At 45.1% G+C, this 18,711-nt stretch carries 15 protein-coding genes; 12 read left to right on the forward strand and 3 right to left on the reverse strand.

Going from position 1 to position 18,711, the window contains the following annotated elements; all coding sequences use genetic code 11:
• The gene (locus tag QE357_RS04345) at positions 1-1,194 is read right to left on the reverse strand and encodes a hypothetical protein (protein ID WP_309706116.1); all 1,194 of its coding nucleotides are present in this window, start codon (positions 1,192-1,194) and stop codon (positions 1-3) included.
• A 494-nt stretch (positions 1,195-1,688) separates the two neighbouring features.
• Here QE357_RS04345 and QE357_RS04350 point away from each other — a divergent pair, with 494 nt between their 5' ends.
• From QE357_RS04350 to coaE, 12 genes are all read left to right on the forward strand, one after another.
• Positions 1,689-2,771, forward strand: coding sequence for an acyltransferase (locus QE357_RS04350; RefSeq protein ID WP_309711318.1), 1,083 nt, complete (start codon positions 1,689-1,691; stop codon positions 2,769-2,771).
• 416 nt (positions 2,772-3,187) lie between these two features.
• A complete protein-coding gene (locus QE357_RS04355; protein WP_106635151.1) occupies positions 3,188-4,093 on the forward strand; it encodes a DUF808 domain-containing protein in 906 nt (301 codons plus the stop codon).
• 329 nt (positions 4,094-4,422) lie between these two features.
• On the forward strand, positions 4,423-5,532 hold the full coding sequence (locus tag QE357_RS04360; protein ID WP_309706118.1) for a glycoside hydrolase family 18 protein: 1,110 nt from the start codon (positions 4,423-4,425) through the stop codon (positions 5,530-5,532).
• Between the two features lie 97 nt (positions 5,533-5,629).
• Positions 5,630-7,738 carry a M3 family metallopeptidase gene (locus tag QE357_RS04365; RefSeq protein WP_309706120.1) on the forward strand — a complete coding sequence of 703 codons (2,109 nt, stop codon included), beginning with the start codon at positions 5,630-5,632 and terminating at the stop codon, positions 7,736-7,738.
• A 915-nt stretch (positions 7,739-8,653) separates the two neighbouring features.
• Positions 8,654-9,700 (forward strand): bile acid:sodium symporter family protein, encoded by a 1,047-nt coding sequence (locus QE357_RS04370; protein WP_309706122.1) that lies wholly within the window; start codon positions 8,654-8,656, stop codon positions 9,698-9,700.
• A gap of 43 nt (positions 9,701-9,743) precedes the next feature.
• A complete protein-coding gene (locus QE357_RS04375) occupies positions 9,744-10,856 on the forward strand; it encodes an MBL fold metallo-hydrolase (RefSeq protein WP_309706124.1) in 1,113 nt (370 codons plus the stop codon).
• Positions 10,857-11,263: 407 nt separating this feature from the next.
• Entirely contained in the window at positions 11,264-12,415 is a 1,152-nt protein-coding gene (gene nusB, locus QE357_RS04380) for a transcription antitermination factor NusB (protein WP_307142148.1), read from the forward strand.
• 192 nt (positions 12,416-12,607) lie between these two features.
• Positions 12,608-12,904: a YtxH domain-containing protein gene (locus QE357_RS04385; protein WP_106635159.1), complete on the forward strand. Its 297-nt coding sequence runs from the start codon at positions 12,608-12,610 to the stop codon at positions 12,902-12,904.
• Positions 12,905-12,973: 69 nt separating this feature from the next.
• On the forward strand, positions 12,974-13,396 hold the full coding sequence (locus QE357_RS04390; RefSeq protein WP_307142149.1) for a DUF1573 domain-containing protein: 423 nt from the start codon (positions 12,974-12,976) through the stop codon (positions 13,394-13,396).
• A 44-nt stretch (positions 13,397-13,440) separates the two neighbouring features.
• On the forward strand, positions 13,441-13,737 hold the full coding sequence (gene yajC / locus QE357_RS04395) for a preprotein translocase subunit YajC (protein ID WP_106635161.1): 297 nt from the start codon (positions 13,441-13,443) through the stop codon (positions 13,735-13,737).
• 98 nt (positions 13,738-13,835) lie between these two features.
• Positions 13,836-14,513 carry a hypothetical protein gene (locus tag QE357_RS04400; RefSeq protein WP_157830190.1) on the forward strand — a complete coding sequence of 226 codons (678 nt, stop codon included), beginning with the start codon at positions 13,836-13,838 and terminating at the stop codon, positions 14,511-14,513.
• A gap of 61 nt (positions 14,514-14,574) precedes the next feature.
• A complete protein-coding gene (gene coaE, locus QE357_RS04405) occupies positions 14,575-15,165 on the forward strand; it encodes a dephospho-CoA kinase (protein WP_309706128.1) in 591 nt (196 codons plus the stop codon).
• A 57-nt stretch (positions 15,166-15,222) separates the two neighbouring features.
• Here the strand turns inward: coaE and QE357_RS04410 are convergent, their stop codons facing one another.
• Both QE357_RS04410 and QE357_RS04415 read right to left on the reverse strand, forming a co-directional pair.
• Positions 15,223-16,554: a DUF58 domain-containing protein gene (locus QE357_RS04410; protein ID WP_309706130.1), complete on the reverse strand. Its 1,332-nt coding sequence runs from the start codon at positions 16,552-16,554 to the stop codon at positions 15,223-15,225.
• A 369-nt stretch (positions 16,555-16,923) separates the two neighbouring features.
• Complete coding sequence (locus QE357_RS04415; RefSeq protein WP_309706132.1) at positions 16,924-18,639, reverse strand: M3 family oligoendopeptidase; 1,716 nt, start codon at positions 18,637-18,639, stop codon at positions 16,924-16,926.
• Between the last annotated feature and the right edge of the window lie 72 nt (positions 18,640-18,711).

The following is an 18,711-nucleotide window of genomic DNA, read 5'->3' on the forward strand; positions in this document are numbered from 1 at the left end:
TTAATGCGAGAGCCGTGGCGTCATTTGCTGTTTGATGGCAACGGTAACGCCGATATTTAAAAAGGCTAAAGCAGCTAAAACGGCCAGTAAAGTTAGAGGCCCTCCGTGTTGCACAAGATAACCTCCAAGTAAGGGCGTAAGGGCCTGGGCAATGAGAGCCGGACGAGCCAGTCGACCCAGTACAACCGCAAAGGATTCCGGGCCAAATAGCTCCAGCGGTAAGGTTCCCCTCAGAATGGAGCGAATACCATTTCCTAAACTATATAAAACCACGCCAATCGTCGCCAGACTCACGTCCAAACCTAACAGTAGTAATCCGACTAAAACCAGAATGGATGAAATCAGGGCACTCCAGATTGGATGTTTTTTGGGACCCATCAAATCCAGCAATCGTACGCCAACCTGACAGGGACCGATCAAGGCCCCTAACTGAATGGCTGCCTTAAGGGTTAATCCTTTGGCCTGTAAAATGGATAGAAGTTGAACGGAAATGGCCGTCATGAGTACTGCCGCAATCATGAAGTTAATGACCACCCACCGAAACATAAGCTGGTTTTCAGTCGATAAACCTGAAGACGAAGCGTGATGCTGAGTCTGAATGGTTTGAGGGATGGTTTGCCCTCTGCAACCCCAATGATACAAAATTGGGAGAATGGTACTCAGAAAGACGGCATAACCTGTACAAGTGTGTCGCCAGCCGAACTGTTCAATTAACCAGGCTAGGCTTGGCCAGGTAATAGTCGTCGCAAAACCAGAAATAAGGGTAATATGGGGGATGATTTTTTTCGCTTCCAGTCCATGCTGTTGTCCTAACGTTGCAAAAAGGGCATCGTATAAACCCATCGACATACCCACACCAATCAGACACCAGCCTAGTATGAACAAGGGTAAGACCGGAGCCAAACCAACCACAACTAACCCTGCTCCAATGACCCAGCCGCTATGCATCAAAATAGCTTTGCCACGTTGACGGGCAATTTGTCGACCCACGCTTGGGGCTAATAGTCCCGATATAAAGATGCTTAACGAAAGAGAGCCGTATACCCAGGAAGAAGGCCAGCCTGTTTCTTTGGTAACGGGTCCGATGAGGACGGCCATCAGGAAAAAAGAACCGCCCCATGCAAAAATCTGGGATAGTCCCAGTAACAAACTACGCAGCCACGAGGGCGTATAAGGTATTTCAGAATCAGTCATCGTTCCAGTCACACATTGCGGCTACAAAGTTCGTGAAGTCTGGTTTATTTGTGAAAGACTATTTTTTTATAATAATTATTGAATGTTTTGTGTCTCATAATCAAAGAGTTATGGAATGATTTATGGCAATTTATTTTCTGCTATCCATTTCAACTATATACTCAGGATTTGCTTCGCTTAAACGGAGTTAAGGGGACACAATGCATATGCTGAACAGATCATTCTTTTTCAAGGAAAGGCCAGCTTTAAGAAAGGGCGGCAAATCATTCTTGGCAAATTGGAGATGAACGGATATAGCAAATGACCTTTTTAGAAGAATTTTGAAATAAGTACTATACTCCAGAAAGGAGAAATAAATTATAGACGATTACTGGAAGAAATTTATTGAATAATGTTACTTTTTAATTATCAATAATTCAAACATAAAAATCGAAGAAATAGAAATCAGATTTTTAGTTTAATTTCGCTTTTCGCGAACTAAAAGTATTTCAGTCATAGAAAATTCTAGAAAAAATAATTTTGACTTTCTTCGCTTAGTCTTTGCTGCAGGCGTAATTATTACTCACGCGTATCCACTGACAGCGTCTCAGGAATGCGACTGGCTTTGTAAGATGTCTCACGGGCAATATTCCTTTTCCTGGATTGCCGTAAGAGGATTTTTTGTCATTAGCGGTTATCTGATTTTTCAAAGTTTACAGAGATCCCGAAACCTGCTGGATTTCTACTGGAAGCGTGTTTTGCGGCTTTATCCCGCCTTGATCGTAGTGCTTACACTGACAATTGCATTAGGGCCACTCGTCTACAAGGGTGAGATACCTTACTGGAAGAATGAGGCCGTGAAAACTTATTTTACGAATAATCTGGGCCTTTATCGGATTCAATACGCGATTCCCGGTATCTTCGAACACAACCCTCACCCGTTCGCTATTAACGGTTCTTTATGGACAATTGCATTTGAGTTTACGATGTACATCGCCGTATCTGCATTCTTTTTTATTAAAAATAAACGGAACCTTCTTATTCCAATTCTGGCAGTTATCTACCTGATTTTAGCTAAACTTGATACCGTAAATTTTGAAGAAATTCAGAAATGGAATTACCCAATTCTTGACTGGTATTTAATTGAATTAGGCGTTTATTTCGCCGCTGGATCGTTACTAGCCGTATTAGGATTGGAACGATTACCCATTGCTTATCTAACTGGAATTCTTCTCGTTTCGTTGAGTGTATTTATTTACATGACAAGCCGTCCGGGCTTTTTGTATGCGAGCGTTAGTATGCTACCACTCATCGTCTTATGTGCCAGTTTAATCCCGGTAAAGGGAGTTAGTACCATTACTAAATACATAGGCGACCTTTCGTACGGACTCTATATTTACGGTTTCCCGGTGCAGCAGACACTCGTTTACTTCTTCAAACCCGGTGCTAATACCTTGATTATCTCAAGCCTTCTGGTATCAGCAGTGTTTGCCTATTTATCCTGGCATTGGATTGAGAAACCAGCCTTGAAGCTTAAAACCCTCAGTAAGTTTATAGGTAAAAAGAAACCCATCGCTGAGCAAACGTCCCTTCATTAGCTCAGCGATGTATGATTACATTCTATCGGATTGTAAATCTTTAAGTTGAATTCGATTTGCATCCGACCAAGTATGAGCTATGCCTTATTCGTTTTTATCGATTACTGATTTCTTGAATCGCAATCATTCCTACAGATAGATGATACGATCCATTTATTTTGTTTTCCTAGACGGATTAACGGGGGTTTTCTATGACCGACGTAGAAAGAACGTTAGGAGAGCGAAATGGATGGCTGGAAACAGCAAAACCCAAATCTCATCGTTAAAAGAACCAGTTTAGTCCAGTCCTGTTACCATCCATCTAGTAAAGTTCATTGATTGCTCAGGGGAACTTGTATCTTCGTCCCCGTTCTCACTCATACAGATGGAACAATCATTTTCAACACAATATATTTTACCAAAACAAACAACAAACAATGGCTTCGGGCCTTTTAGCTCTTTTAGATGACGTGGCAGCTCTGGTGAAAGCCAGTGCGGCAAGTTTGGACGACGTTCCTACTCAGGTTGCCAAAACTACCAGTAAAGTTTCGGGCGTAGTGATCGACGATACCGCTGTAACTCCTAAGTACGTGGTTGGTCTAGACCCTTCGCGTGAGCTTGCGATCATCTTCAAGATTGCCAAGAAATCGCTGATTAATAAAGTTTTCCTGTTGACGCCCGTCGTGTTACTACTGGGCTTCTACGTTTCCTGGGTTATTCCTTACATTTTGATGGTGGGGGGAGCGTACCTGTGTTTCGAAGGGTACGAAAAAGTACACTCGATGTTCAGCAAACACGAAGGTCACGACGAGTCGGATGAGGATATTAAAGCTATAACTCCAGAAGAACTGGAGAAAGTCCGTGTAGACAGTGCCGTTCGCACGGACCTGATTCTGTCGGCTGAAATTATGGTGATTACCTTTGGTACGGTGACAGGTCAGCCGCTGTTTAACCAGATCATTGTCATGTTAATCGTGGCGGTGGTGATCACCGTAGGGGTGTACGGTGCGGTAGGGGTGATCGTGAAAATGGATGACGTGGGGGTTAACCTGGCCGGCCCGAATCGTCCGGCTTCCATTCAGAAATTTGGTCGTGGACTGGTGAAAGCCATGCCTAAGTTATTAACGGCTCTGGGTTACATCGGTACTGTAGCCATGCTTTGGGTAGGGGCTGAGATCATCGTACACGGTGTTCCGTTCCTGCACCATGCTCTGGAACATTTCGAACATGCCATTCCCGGAGCTGCTTTGGCCTGGATTGCCAAAGCTCTGGTGTGTGCTGTTGGTGGGGTAATCCTGGGTTTTGTTATCGATAAAATCCTGAGCATTTTTCGGAAGAAATAATCCGTTAAAGGAATAGGTATACGGCGGCTGGTGTCCTCACCAGCCGCTTTTTGTTTGTCAAACGCGACTTCATCGCGTCTAGTCAGAGGATGATATTCAGTTGAATGGTAACCAAACTCGTCTCTGAATCAAACGTATACTCGTCAACAAATCAAAAAGTCGCCTCTGCTCCAGATGCGATGAAGTCGCGTTTCTACTAAAAATGGTGTTAGACAATGATTTATAAAAAAAATTAATAACTCGGACTTCCAGTCGTCAGGGATTTGTATTTTTAGTTTTTGATTGACATTTCATACTTAACAACTATGCCTAAAAAACTAATAGTCAGCATGCTGATCGCATGCCTGAGCCTGACTACTTTCGCTCAAAGTAGAAAATATGTAGTCATTGGTTATGTAACCGGAGGCGGCTGGACGAAAGAAGGCCTCGAAGCCGATGCCAAGCGAATGACCCATATTAACTTCGCTTTTGCCGTTCCTAACGAGCAGGGAGTGTTGGCTCCTTTAGACAAGCAATCCATCAAAACCCTCGCCACGCTAACGGGATTGAAGAAGATAAATAAAGACCTGAAAATCCTGATTTCGATTGGTGGTTGGGGTGGTTGTAAATACTTTTCAGATGTATCCCTGAATGAAGTAGCTCGCCAGAAATTCGCCAAGAGTTGTCTGGACCTATTAAATACGCATCACCTGGATGGCGTGGATATTGACTGGGAATACCCTGATCAGATTGGAGCAGGTAACATTTTCCGACCCGAAGACAAGCAGAATTATACCTTATTACTGAAAACCCTACGCGAGCAACTGGATGAGCAGGGTAAAAAGGATAAGCGACTAAACGCAAATCATTACCTGTTGACTTCAGCCACGGGTGGCGACACGGCTTTTGTCAATCACACTGAACTGGGTAATGCCGCCAAATATCTCGATTACGTAAATATCATGACGTATGATTTGTATCACGGTAATGACGTGGTAACGGGCCATCACAGTCCTTTGTATCAATCTAAATCGAGCGATCGTTCGCGGAACAGTTCGGATGATGCCGTGAAAGGGCACGTGCAAGCGGGGGTTCCAATCAACAAAATTGTGCTGGGCGTTCCGTTTTATGGTCGCGGCTGGACGAACGTGAATCCGGCTAATCAGGGCTTATTTCAGAAGACGGAAAATACCAAGCATTCCTTCATCAGTTACACCGAGCTGATGGATAAATACATCAATAAAAACGGCTGGAAAAGGTACTGGGACGATGCCGCCAAGGTGCCTTACCTCTGGAATAAAAAAGAGAAATCCTTCCTGTCGTATGCTGATGAAGAGTCGCTCAAGTACAAAACAAAATACATCAAAGATCAGGGCATGGCGGGAATTATGTTCTGGGAGTATAACCACGATTTGCCCGCCCGCACGCTGATGACCAGCATTGAAAAAGGATTAAAGTAACCCATTAGACCCCGGGACTACCCCCGGGGTCTTTTTTTGCCAGAGCCAACTTTCAAGTGTACCTTGCTTCTTTTTTCAGCATCAACAAAGCTTACGAATGAAACTCCTGTTACCGCTAATGGTCACTGCATCGCTGGCTTTTGGGCAGCCTCGTCCCGCCACAGACAATCCCTTTTTAGCTACCTATACGACTCCGTTTGGAGTACCACCGTTTGACAAAATTCGGACGGAGCATTTTGAACCTGCTTTTGAAGAAGGTATGCGTCAGCAGACCGGCCAGATTCAGAATATGCTGCGTCGCCGGGATATGCCAACGTTTGAAAATACGATTGTCGTTCTGGATAACAGCGGCGATATTCTGGATCGGGTTAGTACCGTTTTCTATAACCTGAACTCGGCTAATACGAGTGATGAAATCCAGAAAATTGCTCAGAAACTGGCTCCCAAATTATCGAAACACCACGATGATATTCAGCTCAATGCCGACTTATTCAAACGCGTCAAAGCCATTTACGACAAACGTCAGTCTCTGAAACTGACCACTGAACAACTGACTTTACTTGAAAAAACGTACAAGAATTTCGTCAGAAGCGGAGCTGCTTTATCTCCCGAAAAACAGGCTCGTTTGCGGGAGATTAATCAGGAACAATCGCTTTTAACGCTCAAATACGGTCAGAATCTATTGGGCGAAAACAACGCTTTTGCACTGGTCATCGACAAAGAATCTGATTTAAGCGGATTACCAGCCTCACTAGTTGCCTCCGCAGCTGAGGAAGCTAAAAAGCGTATGCTGGCGGGTAAATGGGTCTTTACACTGCAAAATCCTAGCGTGATGCCTTTCCTGCAATACGCTGATAACCGGGAACTTCGTGAGAAAATCTTCAAGGCTTATATCGAACGGGCCAATCATGATGATGCTCGCGATAACAAAGAGAACATCAAGAAAATCGTAGCTCTGCGGGCAGAACGGGCAAAGCTACTGGGTTACGAAAACCACGCGGCTTATGTGCTGGAAGAAAGCATGGCGAAAACGCCCGCGAAGGTAAATGAGCTGCTGAGTCAGTTATGGTCGGCTACGGTTCCGGTAACGAAGAAAGAAGCCACTGATTTGCAGGCTATGATGGACAAAGAAGGTAAAAACGAAAAACTCGCGGGCTGGGACTGGCGGTATTACGCCGAGAAACTCCGCAAGGAAAAGTATAACCTCGACGAAGAAGAACTGCGGCCTTACTTCTCACTGGAAAATGTGAAGCAGGGCATTTTTACGCTTTCAGAACGCTTGTACGGACTGAAATTTGAGGCTCGCCCCGAGATTCCGGTGTATCATCCCGAAGCGATGGCGTATGAAGTAAAAGAAGCCAACGGCAAACACGTGGGCATTATTTACATGGACTTTTTCCCACGGGCCAGCAAACGTGGCGGTGCCTGGATGACGAGTTACCGCAAGCAAGAAGTGAAAAACGGTAAGTTTATCGCTCCTGTCGTTTCCATTGTTTGTAACTTTTCGAAGCCCGTAGGTAATGCACCGGCTTTACTGAGTATGGACGAAACGACCACGTTCTTCCACGAGTTTGGGCATGCGTTGCACGGCTTACTTTCGAATGTGAATTACGGTAGTTTGTCTGGAACATCGGTTCCCCGTGACTTTGTGGAGTTACCTTCTCAAATCATGGAAAACTGGGCGACGGAACCCGAAATGCTAAAACTCTACGCAAAACATTACCAAACGGGTGAAGTCATTCCAGAAGCTCTGGTAGAAAAATTGAAAAAAAGTGGATTGTTCAATCAGGGCTTCCTGACGTCCGAATACCTGGCAGCTTCAATTCTGGATATGGCGTACCACACGCTGGCTCCCGGTCAGACGCCTAGTGATGTTTTGACGTTTGAGAAAGAGACCATGAATAAAATCGGCCTGATCGAGCAGATTCCTCCCCGTTACCGTAGTACGTATTTTCAGCACTCCTTCTCTGGGGGGTATTCGGCTGGTTATTACAGCTATATCTGGTCGGCGGTGCTGGATGCGGATGCCTTTGAAGTGTTCAAACAAAAAGGATTATTCGATAAAAAATCGGCGGAATCGTTCCGTAAAAATGTTCTCGAACGTGGGGGTACTGACGAACCCATGAAGCTCTACAAAAACTTCCGTGGAGCCGAACCTGACATCAAACCGCTGTTGCGTCGTCGGGGTTTATTAACGGAGATGTAAGCGACGGTCTGAAAGGACATTTTAAATAAAATTGAGGTTGAATGGCGTTAGTCCAAGACACTGTCTTGGACTAACGCCATTCTCGTTCCTACACTAATGGCAGGTTCCTGCCTGCCATTATCCTCAAGCCTTTCATCCAGTGAAGGCTCTTGCTATTCCCGCCGTCCCTCGGCTCTGGCCGAGTGACCAATTAGCAGGCCTCTGGCCGGTAGAATGCGAACCCCTAGGTAGTAATAAGACATCTTTATCCCCTTCAAAACAGGCTTGTACACATCGGGCAGAGGCCTGCACAACTACAGCGTTATTTGGCTAGAGCTGAGACTGCAGGGTTGGGTATCAACAATTTGGATGTTAGACGAATGATGCCAGCGAAAAAGCTGGCATCGGTTGGGCTGAAGTCTATGGATTTGTCCCTTGCATTTTCTTGCAGTCACTCGGCTCTGGCCGAGCGACTGTGAGGATGACCAGCGGTCTAATAAAACGATGAGGTACTCCCCACAATCCTCCACTTTCATTCAAAACATAAGAACCTTATAGTAGTATTGGATAACACTTTCTCGTTGGGAATTAATCAGTCTCTCCTTGAATCCGTCCCATGCCTTCAGAAGGTCTCTCACTTCGTTCGAGATGACAGATGGGAGAGTTAGTTTATACCTCAAGCTGTCTCCAGAGAGAAGGGGCTTGGCTCGCCTCGCCGATTCTTCATCGGTGAAGGTTTCAGCAGGTATAATTCTTAGTAGAAAATGACTTAAAAGCAGGATGCGTTTCAGCATCCTGCTTTTAATTTTTCAGATTTATGGCCAAGAAATTGTTACCTACCCACGTAATTGGCGTCTGATTATGAAAGGTCTAATGGATCGGTACGATCTTATTTAAAAATACCGATGCGAAAAGTATCCCACTAACTGCTTTATTATGTCTACTCTATCGTCATCCTCCCGTTCATTTAATCCATTGAAAATCCTCAGTAAGATTGGCCTCGATGGCTTCATTCTGGCTTTACTGGGCATGATTGGCCTGGCGTATCTCTGGCCCGAAGGCGGACTGGGCGAAGGACCCTTTTCATTGTCTACACTGGCTAATTACGGCGTTTCGTTGATTTTCTTTTTTTACGGCCTGCGTCTGAGTAAGGAGAAACTCAAGGCGGGGCTGACCAACTGGCGGTTACACATCGTCGTTCATGTGAGTACGTTCGTTCTTTTCCCTGTGCTGGTATTAATCGCCAAAACCTTATTCGAAAACGCCGATAATCAAATGGTGTGGATGGGTGTATTTTTCCTATCAACCTTGCCTTCTACGGTTTCGTCTTCGGTTGTGATGGTTTCCATTGCAGAGGGAAACATTCCGGCGGCCATTTTCAATGCGAGTATTTCCAGTATTATGGGCGTATTCATTACGCCCATCTGGATGCAGGTAGTGAATTCTTCGGCAGAAGGCGGCGAAAGTCACCTGAGCGACATTATGGGAAAACTGGTCTTGCAGGTGTTATTACCCGTTGTTTTGGGGATTTTGCTGAATAAATACGGCGGAGCCTGGGCCGAAAGCAAGAAGAAGTTTCTTCGTTATTTTGACCAGACAATTATTTTAATTATTGTCTATACGGCTTTTAGTGAATCGTTCGATCAGCACCTGTTCAGTAACCTAAGCTGGGGCGATCTACTGATGCTCGGAGCTGGAATGTTAGCCATGTTCTTTACTGGTTACTTCATTATTACGGGCGTATGTAATTTGCTCGGTTTCAACCGGGAAGATCGGATTACGGCTGTTTTTTGCGGATCTAAAAAATCACTGGTTCATGGGACAGTCATGTCAAAAGTACTCTTCACAAATAGTGCTGCTCTGGGTATTATATTATTACCGTTAATGCTCTATCATGCCCTGCAACTGATCGTCGTTAGCGTTATTGCTCAACGCATGGCGGCGGCTCATCGTTTGTCAGCGGGAACTACTTTAGCGAATTGAGAATTACCTGATTTTGAAAGTATTGGACTTTCGCTTATCCCCCATGAAAAAAGTAAAAAAAGGCATGATTATTCTGCTGAGTATTCTTGTGATTTTAGGTCTGGTAACGGTATTGGTGTTACAGTTACCCACCTTTGGTGGAACGGCTTCGGGTGCCCGACTGGAGCGAATTCAACACTCTCCGCAATACAAAAACGGCACCTTTGCCTATCCGCTCGAAACGCCGATGATGAACCCGGAATCTTCCTGGTTCAAACTTCTTCAGGCATACCTGAAACCATCGGAAGGTCGAGAGCCGGAACGACCTTTGCCATCCGTAAAAACCAATTTAAAAACTTTAACCGGGGCAGAACCCGTATTGGTCTGGTTTGGTCACTCGTCCTATTTCCTTCGTATCAATGGAAAAAATCTATTGGTCGATCCCGTCTTTAGTGGACGGACTTCGCCTTTTCAGTTTGTTGGGTCAAAGGCTTACCCCTGCACCGAAATGTATGCAGCAGATGATTTTCCGGAGCTGGATGCCATTATCATTTCCCACGATCATTACGATCACCTGGATTACGATACCATTCTGAAACTGGCTTCCCGAACCAAACATTTTCATGTGGCCCTGGGCGTAGGTTCGCACCTGGAACGCTGGGGCGTAAAACCCGAGGCTATTACCGAATACGACTGGTACGAATCCGGAAAAATTTCGGATGATCTGGAGTTAACAGCTACTCCGGGCAGACACTTCTCCGGTCGGGCACTGAAACGCGGGCAAACACTCTGGAATTCTTACGTGTTGAAAACACCAACGCAGAAGATCTTTTTGGGAGGTGACTCGGGATATGGCCCTCACTTTAAAGAAATCGGTGAGAAATATGGCCCTTTCAATCTGGCCCTACTGGAGTGCGGACAGTATAATGCCATGTGGCACCTCATTCATATGATGCCCGAAGAAACGGCTCAGGCGGCGAAAGATTTAAAAACCGAAGTATTAATGCCCGTTCACTGGGGCAAGTTTACGCTGGCCCTGCACCCTTGGAAAGAACCCATTGAGCGGGTAACGAAAAAAGCTCAGGAGCTTCAGCAACCCATCACTACACCCCGTATTGGGGAGTTGGTGCACATTGGTAGTAACTATCCCACGGATCATTGGTGGAATGGCTATTAATTCTCTTCGTAGTTAGTTTATGGTTATTCGTTTGTAGTGCTGTCGATTCATCGCTTTTATTTTTCCAGTGTTTCGCGTTGGGAGTATAAAGTTTTAGGTTGATGTACCCATGTCCCTGATTGTTTTGAGTTAGCATGAAGACGTTGCTCTGGTAACGTCTTTTTTGTGCTTTGCCAAATTTCCTTTTTCAGAAAGGATTTTTGGCGAAATGAATCTGTATCAGAAAGTTAGCTAAGAAAAATTAGGATTGTGAAATAGCTCTAACCACGGCAAAAGAAGACGCGATAAATCGGTGGCTCTACGCATTGAAAACTGAAAACAGTCTACTGAAAACTCAAAACTCTGCCCTTCATTTCGTACCTTTGCGAACCCAAAATAAGTTCTTTGACTAATCGCTTTTACCGAATATGCTGAATCGGAGGACGTTGCGAATCAAGGCCATGCAAACGCTTTATGCGATCCATCAGGCCGAACGTTCCAACTACCAACTAGCCCAGGATTTCATCGTTGAAACCCTGCAACCCGACCTTAACTCCATGGAACGCCAGGACCCCGAACGCTTTGAAGGCCTTCGGAAGTTAGCCCTGATGCAACTGGAAGAGTCGGTCAATAAGAAAGAAACGGAAGAGGAGCTTCCCTTAATGGCCCGTCAGGTGGCTACGGAAGCCCTGAATTTTTACCGCCAGAAAACGCAGCAGGATCGCTTACGGTTTGTACGTGATGCTACGAATTCCATCGAGCACATCTATGATCAGTATCTGACCATATTGCTCTTATTGCTGGAGTTGGCCGATGAAGCTCAGTTGTTCCAGGAGCGTCGTTACCTTGACGATGGTCTGAACACGAAAGTATTAGCCAATAATCAATTCATTCAGGCCCTTCGCCAGAACACTACTTTCGAAAACGAAGTAATTCGCCGAAACCTGAAGTGGACGGAAGAAGATCGGGTTCAATACATTCGTCCTTTCTTCAAAGACGTACGTCAGGACGAAACCTTCCAGAAGTATTGCGAAAAAAATCAGCACACACCCGAAGAGGATGCGGAGCTGGTGATGCACTTACTGAAGCAGGTGATTTTCAAGAATGAAATGATTAAAACAATCTTCGACGAGCAAAACCTGCAATGGTCAGAAGATAAAGACATCCTGCGGAGCTTAAGTACGAAAACGGTTAAATCCTACCAGGATGGCGACCTCCGTTTGCAGACTTTACTGCCCGGCGGTGAGGACGATATTACCTTCTTCAAAGATTTACTTCGTCATACCTTAGATAACGAAGAGCGTTTCATGCAGTTTATTGTAGATCAGGTTACGAACTGGGATTCTGAACGGATTGCCCTGACGGACCGTATCCTGCTGATGATGGCTCTGGCTGAAATGATTTACTTCTCAGGTATTCCGGTGAAAGTGACGATCAACGAATTTATTGAGGTAGCCAAAGATTATTCCACTCCCCGAAGCGGCCAGTTTTTGAACGGTGTACTGGATACACTATCAGCAAAACTGCGTGAAAACGGTACGATTCGTAAGAGCGGTCGGGGGCTGATTGACAATCGATAATTGGATTTTGATCAATCTATTTCTAGTTTTCAGGGGCCTTAGGGCTAAATTTAGAAACCTAGTACTGATTATCAGTAAGTAAAAGCCAGTTTGAATGTCCAGGATGTCTGATTTTGTTTCTGTTTTCTAGTTTTAAAAACAAAAACGGAGTGGATTTACTTTTAAAGGCATCCGAATTTTACAGCGAATGTTATGAAAAAATCAACCCTTGCTTTAATTGGCTTTTTAGCCGGAACCGCGGTTGGGGCCTCTATAGGAATTTTATACGCACCCGATTCAGGTGAAAATACACGTGACCGTTTAGCATACCGTCTTTCGAAATACCGTGAGCAGTTACAGCGTCTGATTTCAGATCTGGTTGTTCAGGGCGATTTACCCGAAAGTCTGGCAAAAACGGAAGGTAAAAAAGTAGTAGACGAAGCTCGCGAAAAAGCGGAACGCTTGTTGGCAGATGTCGAAATGCTGATGGGCCAAATCAAAGGAAACTAAGATCATAATTGGGCTTGATATGAGCTTCAAGGTTTGCTTAAAGCTCATATGCAGGACTTCACACGAGGAATGAAAAGCACATTAGTACTAGGACTGGCTTTGATGGGCCTTCTGGGACTTAGCTCTTGCGGAGATGGCAAGAAAGAAGGTTCTACCTCAGATGACCCCACGAAATTCCCAATTCTGAAATTCAATCAGCCCGAAGTAGATCTGGGGAAAGTAACCGAGGGAGATACCCTTCTGCATCGGTTTGCTTTTAAAAACACGGGGAATGCTCCGCTGGTCATTCAGTCGGCTTCCGCTTCCTGTGGCTGTACGGTTCCCATTATTCCTACGGCGGCGATTGCTCCGGGAGATACGGCCAGTTTGCTGGTCAAATTCAACAGTAAAAATAAAGTAGGAGCGAATACCAAGACGGTTACGGTGATGGCGAATACCAAGCCAGAAACAACTACGGTGGCTTTTAAGGTAGAAGTGCTGGAAGCCAAATAACGCTTTTCTCGAAACGAACCATTAATCCTAACTTAAGTAAAGATATGTTATTGCAGGCACCCGCTGGCGGAACTAACTGGTACAGCCTCGTTCTGATGGGCGGTATTTTCGTAGTTATGTACTTCTTCATGATTCGTCCTCAACAGAAGAAGGCGAAAGATCAACAGAAATTTGTTGACGAACTGAAAGAAGGCGACCAGGTAATCACGATTGGTGGTTTACACGGTAAAATCGTTGAAACGACCGATAAAACCGTTACACTTGACGTAGGACGTGGCATGCGTCTGGTTTTCGAAAAAACGGCTATTTCTCGCGAAAGCAGCCAGCGTCTGGCTCAATAATTCCAAAGATCAGTTGATGCATTTCGGGTAAGGAATAGGTTTTTATCTGTTTCCGACGAAATGAATTGTTCACTGATAATTGATCACTGATCATTGAAATGATGAAACCTGACTGGAAAGTTGCGGGTCTCTGCATGTTAGGGGCTCTGCTTTTCTGGCTGATGAATGCTTTGAATAAACAGGGCTATTCAACCCGATTAGCGTATCCATTACAAGTAGCTTACGATGATTCATTGTATGTTCCTACTTCTCCGCTTCCGCGTCAAATTCAGGCCAGTATTACCGGCAGTGGCTGGGATTTACTATGGCGTATGATTTCCCTCGGAAATGAGCCCATTCGTTACTCCGTCGTTAATCCGTTACATACGAAATTTATTAATACGACTTCGTTAACGGATTTACTTTCAAATCGCTTACAGGAGACGCACGTGAATTACATCATTGCCGACTCGCTGAATATTAGTTTTGAAAGAAGAGTAGTGAAGACGGTTAAACTGATGGCGGACACCAGTGGTGTGAAATTCCCGAGTCGATTTGTTGTATCAACGGTTATTAACGTCATTCCACAAACGATTACGGTCGAAGGGCCGGAGTCAGCCATGAGGGAAATACCCAGCATCATTCAGATTCCATTACCTAAAAAAATTACGGGTGATTTTGATGAACAAATTCCAATTCCGCTGGTCAATAATCCCCATGTAAATGCTTCGTCCAAACAGGTAAATATTAGTTTTGAAATTGCTGAATTACTGAGTCCTTTACCAGTAAAAAAATAATAATGTCAAACGCGAATCAGTACGGATAAGGTACGGTTCGCGTTTTTTTATAATCCAGGAAATGAGTCTTAAAGTGATTGGCATTACGGGTGGAATTGGCTCGGGCAAAAGCCTGATTGCTAAGATTTTTGCCTGTTTAGGTATTCCCATTTACGAAGCGGATGACCGGGCCAAACAGCTAATTAAGAACGATCCTGTTCTGAAAAATCAGTTACTGGAATTGCTGGGTCCAGAAGCCTATTTACCTTCGGGCGAATACAACCGGACATGGGTAGCAAGCCAGATTTTTGATAAGCCGGAGTTGTTACAACAGGTGAATGAACGGGTGCATCCACGTGTTCGAAAAGATGGCGAAGAATGGGCTCAGAGCCATGCCTCGGCTCCTTATCTGTTATACGAAGCGGCGATTATGAAAGCGGCGGGAGAAGGCAATAACTTTCAAAAAGTGATCGTCGTGGAAGCTCCGCTGGAGTTACGGATTCGGCGGGTAAAGCAGCGGGATAATCGCACAGAACAAGCCATTCGGGATATTATAGCCCGTCAGGCCTCCGAAGAAGAACGCCAGCGAATAGCGGACTACATCATCTGGAACGACGAAAAAACATCCGTCATCGAGCAAGTGCTGAACCTTGATGAAGAGCTACGGAAGTAATTGGTAAACTACAGAGGTGAAAGAGTATAAAAACTCTAAATCCATAACTTCAAACGCTTAGATCATTCCCCGAGCTTTTACTTCCAGGTATTTATTAATCGTATTTACCGTTAATTTTTCGGGTGGGGTTAATACCGACTGAATGCCGTATTGCTGAAGTTCACGCATGATTTGCTGCTTCTCGTAGAAAAACTTCTCAGCAATGGTTTTCAGGTAAATTTCTTCGGTAGTTTGAGCGGGCTTTGTAAGTAAGGAGCTTAACTCCGTGTTTTCAAAGAAAATAACGACAACGAGATGATCCTTGGCTAGGCGACGCAGGTAAGGAAGTACCCGCCGCATGGCGTTTACCGTTTCGAAATTCGTGAATAGCAACAGCAAACTCCGCTGCCGGATTTGCGTTTTCAGGTTTACGTATAACAGTTCATAATCCGTTTCCAGAAAACGGGTTTTCTGCCGATACAGTAACTCCATAATTCGCTGCAACTGGCCAGGCTTGCGTTCGGCGGGAAGGATTTGTCCTTTTTTATCGGAAAAGGTAAATACGCCCACTTTGTCCTGTTTGATTAGGGCAATATTACTCATGACCAGCGTAGAATTAATGGCATAATCCAATAGGCTTAGTCCGTTGAAAGGGCTTTGCATGACGCGGCCTTTATCAATCAGGCAGTAAATCGCCTGAGATTTTTCTTCCTGAAAAGCATTAACCATCAGCTCGTTACGTCGGGCTGTTGCTCGCCAGTTGACCGTCCGCACTTCATCGCCGGGCACGTAGGGGCGAATCTGCTCAAATTCCTGACTCATCCCAACCCGACGGATTTTCTTAATACCCAATTCGGTTAATCGACTCGAAATAGCCATGAATTCGTACTGCTTCATTTGCAGAAAAGAAGGATAAACCGCTACCTGCTGATCCTGCGAAAAACGATGCCGACGCTTCACCAATCGAATGGGGCTTTGAACATAGATATTAACGGCTCCGAAGGCATAAACGCCACGTTCTACGGGTCGTAACTCATACCGAATAATCTGCTGACTTTCGGTAGCTAGCTCGGTTCTGAAGAGCACGTCACGCTTCTGAAACTGAAAAGGAATTTCATCAATAATCTCCAGCTTAACTGAAAAATTATAGTGGTTTTCGAGGAAGATAGAAACCGGATTGGCATCACCGTTGGAAAAGCGTTCACCTACGTCCCGCCGGGCCATCAGGGTTTGTCCAGGCAGGTATAACAGTAAAATATCCATTACAATCAGCACTCCAAACACCAGTAAGGCGACTTGTATGATACTGAAGAGCCAGGGCATCATAAATGCCAGCAAAAACAGAAAAACGATACTGATTAATACCGTAAAGAACAGTCGGGAAAGGTAAAGAGAACGGAAGAAGGCCAAGCAGGTTTAGGGTTTAGGGTTTAGGGTTTAGGGTTTAGGGTTTAGGGTTTAGGGTTTAGGGTTTAGGGTTTAGGGTTTAGGGTTTAGGGTTTAGGGTTTAGGGTTTAGGGTTTAGGGTTTAGGGTTTAAAAGGGAAAATCCATAAAGGTAAGGGATTTGTTTGAAATGGGAGGTATAACCCCGGAGGGGTTCAATATGGATAGCCCCGGATGATAATCCGGGGAAAAATGCGATACCCATTATATATCCATTCCGGCATAAATTTTAGCTTGGGGCTATTCATATTTAACCCCTCTTGGGTTATAGAAGCTACCGTATCGAAGTACAGTAGCTTCTATATAACGGAAAACCGTAAACAGATCCCGAAAACTATTTCAGCTTTTCAATCTCCGTTCTCACAAAATTCATCAAACTGGCGATGTGTTCTTTCGAGAAATCAAAAGGAATATTTGCCGCTGCGTAAATCTCTCCCATCGGGCGGGTATACCCCAGTTTTAGAGCATTCAGGTAACCTTCCAACCCTTTTTTCGGATCTTCCTTATAGTTCTTCCAAACGCCGATGGCTCCTAACTGAGCAATGCCGTATTCAATGTAATAAAAAGGCACTTCGTAAATGTGCAATTGCCGTTGCCACTGATACGCTTTGAAACGCTCCAGTCCGCTCCAGTCGGTAATGGTATCGCTGAATCGACCAAAGATTTGTAACCAGGCCTCATTGCGTTCGTCTATGGAATGGGTAGGATTTTCGTAGAGCCAGTGCTGAAAGGCATCAACGGTAGCTACCCAGGGTAGGGTCTCAATGATATCTTCCAGATGCTCCAGCTTCGCCCGACGTAAGTCTTCAGGATTCGGGAAAAAGATATCCCAGTGATCCATCGTAATTAACTCCATGCTCATGGAAGCCAGCTCGGCTACTTCGCTGGGCACATTACGGAAGCTATTCAGGGCTAAGTCCCGGGTAACAATGCTATGAACGGCATGGCCCCCTTCGTGCAGAATTGTCACCATATCCCGCAGGTTAGAAGTGGCATTCATGAAAATAAACGGCACCCCTGATTCTTCCAGCGGATAGTTATACCCGCCCGGAGCCTTACCCTTGCGGGATTCCAGATCAAAGCGGCCCATCGTTCGCATCACCCGCAGGTAACTGCCCAATTCAGGATCAAGTCGGTCAAAAACTTCAATGGTCTTGGTTAATAAATCTTCCCCGCCCGCGAAGGGTTTGAGTGGAGCCTGCCCGGTTGGATCGACCAGCTTGTCCCAGGGACGCAAGTCAGCCGTTTGTAAAGCTTGTTTGCGTTCCGCTGAAAGTTCGTTCAACACCGGAACTACCGTCTGAGCAATGGCATCGTGAAAGTTGAAGCAATCTTCCACGGTATAATCAAAGCGACCCATCGCGGCAAACATGTAATCCCGGAAGTTGGCAAAGCCTGCATTCTGAGCTACCTGATGCCGAAGGTCACGAAGCTGATTGAGTAAGTCGTCCAGGGCTTCGTGATCCTGATAACGACGTTCCCAAATGGTTTTCCAGGCTTCTTCTCGTACGGCCCGATCAGGTTGCATCAGAAAATCGCCGGCCTTCTGAAGCGTCATTTCTTCCCCATTCAGGGTAACCGTCATGGCTCCGGCAATATTTCCGTACTGACTTTGTAATTGCTGAATCTGGGTGAAAAGGGGCACGTTTTCCGTTCGGAAAATCTCAATTTGCCGACGCATGGCCCGAAGGGTAATGAAATATCCTTCGTCTTTCAGGTCATCTACGTAAGGACTCGCAAGGGCTTTCTGATCCAAAACATTGGAAATTTCGGCCCAGTGCGGTTGAATATTTTCGTTAAACTCATGGAAGGCCGAGACGTACGCTTCATTACTCGTATCAGTCGTCATACGGATGTATCGCCAGGCGAAATTTTCGGAAAGGTAACTTTCCAGTTCCGAACGATCCTGAAACCAGGTTCGTAATTCGTCGGCATTCAGGACGATGCGATCTTTCAGTTCATCAAAATAAGGCTGAACGCTCGTCCAGTCGGTTAATTCATAAGCAGCAGGCAAAAAAGCCCTCTCTCGCTGAGGCAGTGACTCGATCATGGAAATATGTTTTGAGTTTTGGGTTTAGAGTTATGCGTGAACAGAATGAATCGATCTTTTTCACAAAAGTAA

It is taken from the genome of Siphonobacter sp. SORGH_AS_0500 (genome assembly GCF_031453245.1).
Lineage (GTDB): Bacteria > Bacteroidota > Bacteroidia > Cytophagales > Spirosomataceae > Siphonobacter.